This is a genomic window from Bacillus sp. 05T31 (assembly GCF_056396725.1).
This window is the reverse complement of record NZ_JBFTMA010000670.1, coordinates 1-2,463: the sequence shown is the minus strand read 5'-3', so window position 1 is coordinate 2,463 and position 2,463 is coordinate 1. Positions and strand designations below refer to the sequence as shown.

2 protein-coding genes and 1 pseudogene are annotated in these 2,463 nt (G+C 34.6%); all 3 read right to left on the bottom strand.

The window, feature by feature from the left end; translation table 11 throughout:
- Positions 1-795: 795 nt before the first annotated feature.
- Positions 796-1,608, bottom strand: coding sequence for a pyruvate, water dikinase regulatory protein (locus tag AC1DJR_RS26330; RefSeq protein ID WP_002015180.1), 813 nt, complete (start codon positions 1,606-1,608; stop codon positions 796-798).
- Between the two features lie 29 nt (positions 1,609-1,637).
- Complete coding sequence (gene ccpN, locus AC1DJR_RS26325; protein ID WP_201025633.1) at positions 1,638-2,270, bottom strand: transcriptional regulator CcpN; 633 nt, start codon at positions 2,268-2,270, stop codon at positions 1,638-1,640.
- A 106-nt stretch (positions 2,271-2,376) separates the two neighbouring features.
- Positions 2,377-2,463 (bottom strand): annotated as a pseudogene (locus AC1DJR_RS26320) (DNA repair protein RecO); the annotation flags it as partial.

Genomic DNA, 2,463 nt, shown 5'->3' with positions numbered 1-2,463 from the left:
TCGATCACATTGTGTAAACGATTTTGGACCTTTCGTATAAGTCCCCAGTCTGCGTAAATTCGCAGATACATACTACTATATAAAATTGTATACATTTGCTCATCTGTTACAAATGTATCTCCTGGAGACAATACATATACTCCTTTTTCACAAGAAGACTAGCAAGAAGCACTATAGCCTGTATGATCATGAGATCTGTAGCTTTTGCATGTTAATAAATATAACAGTCAACTTCATCTTGCTCAGAATCTACATAGACCCAATTACCTTGCTGTTTTCTTGAACGATGAGCATAGGATACGACAAACAAAATTTCGACATAAAATTTTGYTCCAACTTGCACAATTGCATTCTTCACGGGATACGCATATGCATCAAATAATATCTTATCTGATGTTTTGCATATGTCTGTATTCTACATCCCTTCTGTGAATCCTTCCATAATGTGCGTTTTCTTGTCTAGATTTTGTCGATTTAACGTAAATACATGTCTTTTTCGAAAATCCTATCCCTAGTTTATTCTGAAAAATTAAAGTCTAAACGTAAAATATAGGTTTTTATCACAATTTTTTATTATAATATATTTTCTTCAACTACGCTACATATCCCTTTAATTTTCATCTTACACTTAAAGATAACGAAATCGTTCCTTTAGCATAATTAAAAAACAGAAGAATATAAGTATAACCATTCCGCTATATTCTATTACTAAGCCGAAAGTTCATGCTCTACTTCGCATCTTCCTCTAACGCCTTCTCACGAGCGAAAAAAGCACATTCACCTTTGGTAAATGTGCTAAAACATTTTTTGGTTTTGCACTGCATTCACAATAATATTTGCTGTTTCTTCAATTGCCTTATTTGATACATCAATCACTTGACAATTTATTTTACTAATTACTTCCTCAAAATGATCAATTTCTTCTTGAATACGATTAATATTTGCATATGTTGCTCCATCACTTAATCCAAGTGATTTCAATCGTTCTTTTCGAATATGATTTAACTTATCTGGTATAATTTTCAAACCGAAACATTTCTCTTTTGCCACTTGATATAATTCCTCAGGCGGATCCACTTCCGGTACAAGTGGTACATTAGCAACTTTCAAACGTTTGTTATGCGCTAAATATTGTGAAAGTGGTGTTTTTGATGTACGTGAAATTCCAATCAACACGATATCAGCTTTTAAAATACCACGTGCATCTCTACCATCATCATACTTAACTGCAAATTCAATCGCTTCAATTTTTTTAAAGTACTCTTCATCTAATCTTCGAACGACACCTGGCTCATACCTTGGTACTTGCCCTGTAATTTCTTCAATTTGATCGATAAGAGGTCCGATAATATCGTATGCCTCTACTCCTTCTTTTGCCGCTTCTGTCAATAAATATTGACGCATATCAGGCTTTACTAACGTAAAACAAATAAGCGCTTGATTGCTCTTGGCAATCGAGATTACTTCTTTTAATGTCCCTGTATCTTCTACATACGGTACACGCCTAATATCAGGAGCGAATGGGAACTGTCCCATTGCCGCTCTAACAACCAAATCAGCCGTTTCTCCTACAGAGTCAGATACGACATATACGATTTTATTATCCATTACATTACCTCACTTTAAACAAATTACACTTATTCGTTATTTACTAAATTTACAAACGCRCGTGTAATATTTGTTTTTGTAATTCGTCCAATCACTTCTAAACCTTGTTTCGTACCCTTCACAACCGGCATCGCATCAATCTGTCTTTCTATTAATTCCATCGCAATATCATATAAAGAATCCTCCCTGCGACACATCGCAATGTTTGGCATCCTTGTCATGATAATATTAACCGGAAGAGAGGTTAAATCCTGCTTTCCTAAGCTAGCTCGTAATAAATCTTTACGAGATACAACGCCAACTAATAAAGTAGCTTGATCTACAACAAATAATGTACCAACGTCCTCTAGAAACATAGTACAGATTGCATCGTATACTGATACATTTTTATCAATTACAGCCGGTCTAGATTGATAATCTTGCACTTTAATTTTCTTAACAGCTTCAGATAATAGCTGTCCCCCGGTTTTACCCGTATAAAAATAACCTACACGTGGACGCGCTTCTAAATAACCAGCCATCGTTAAAATTGCTAAGTCTGGTCTTAGCGTTGCACGTGTTAAACCCAATTGCCCAGCAATTGACTCCCCTGTAATAGGACCGTGATCTTTTACAATCTGAATGATATGCTCTTGCCGTTTATTCAGCTCTATGATAATCACCACCTTTAATGCACAACGAAAAAAGTTATACTATCTCTTAAATATTATATACTAAATATGCTATTCGAAAAAGAAAGTATGTAAAAAGGACCGTATACGGCCCTTTTTATATTTGAAACTTATCAAGTTGTTCCAAGAAACGCCTTGTTTTCAAATAAATTCCACAATATTCGTCATAATATGTATTCAATAC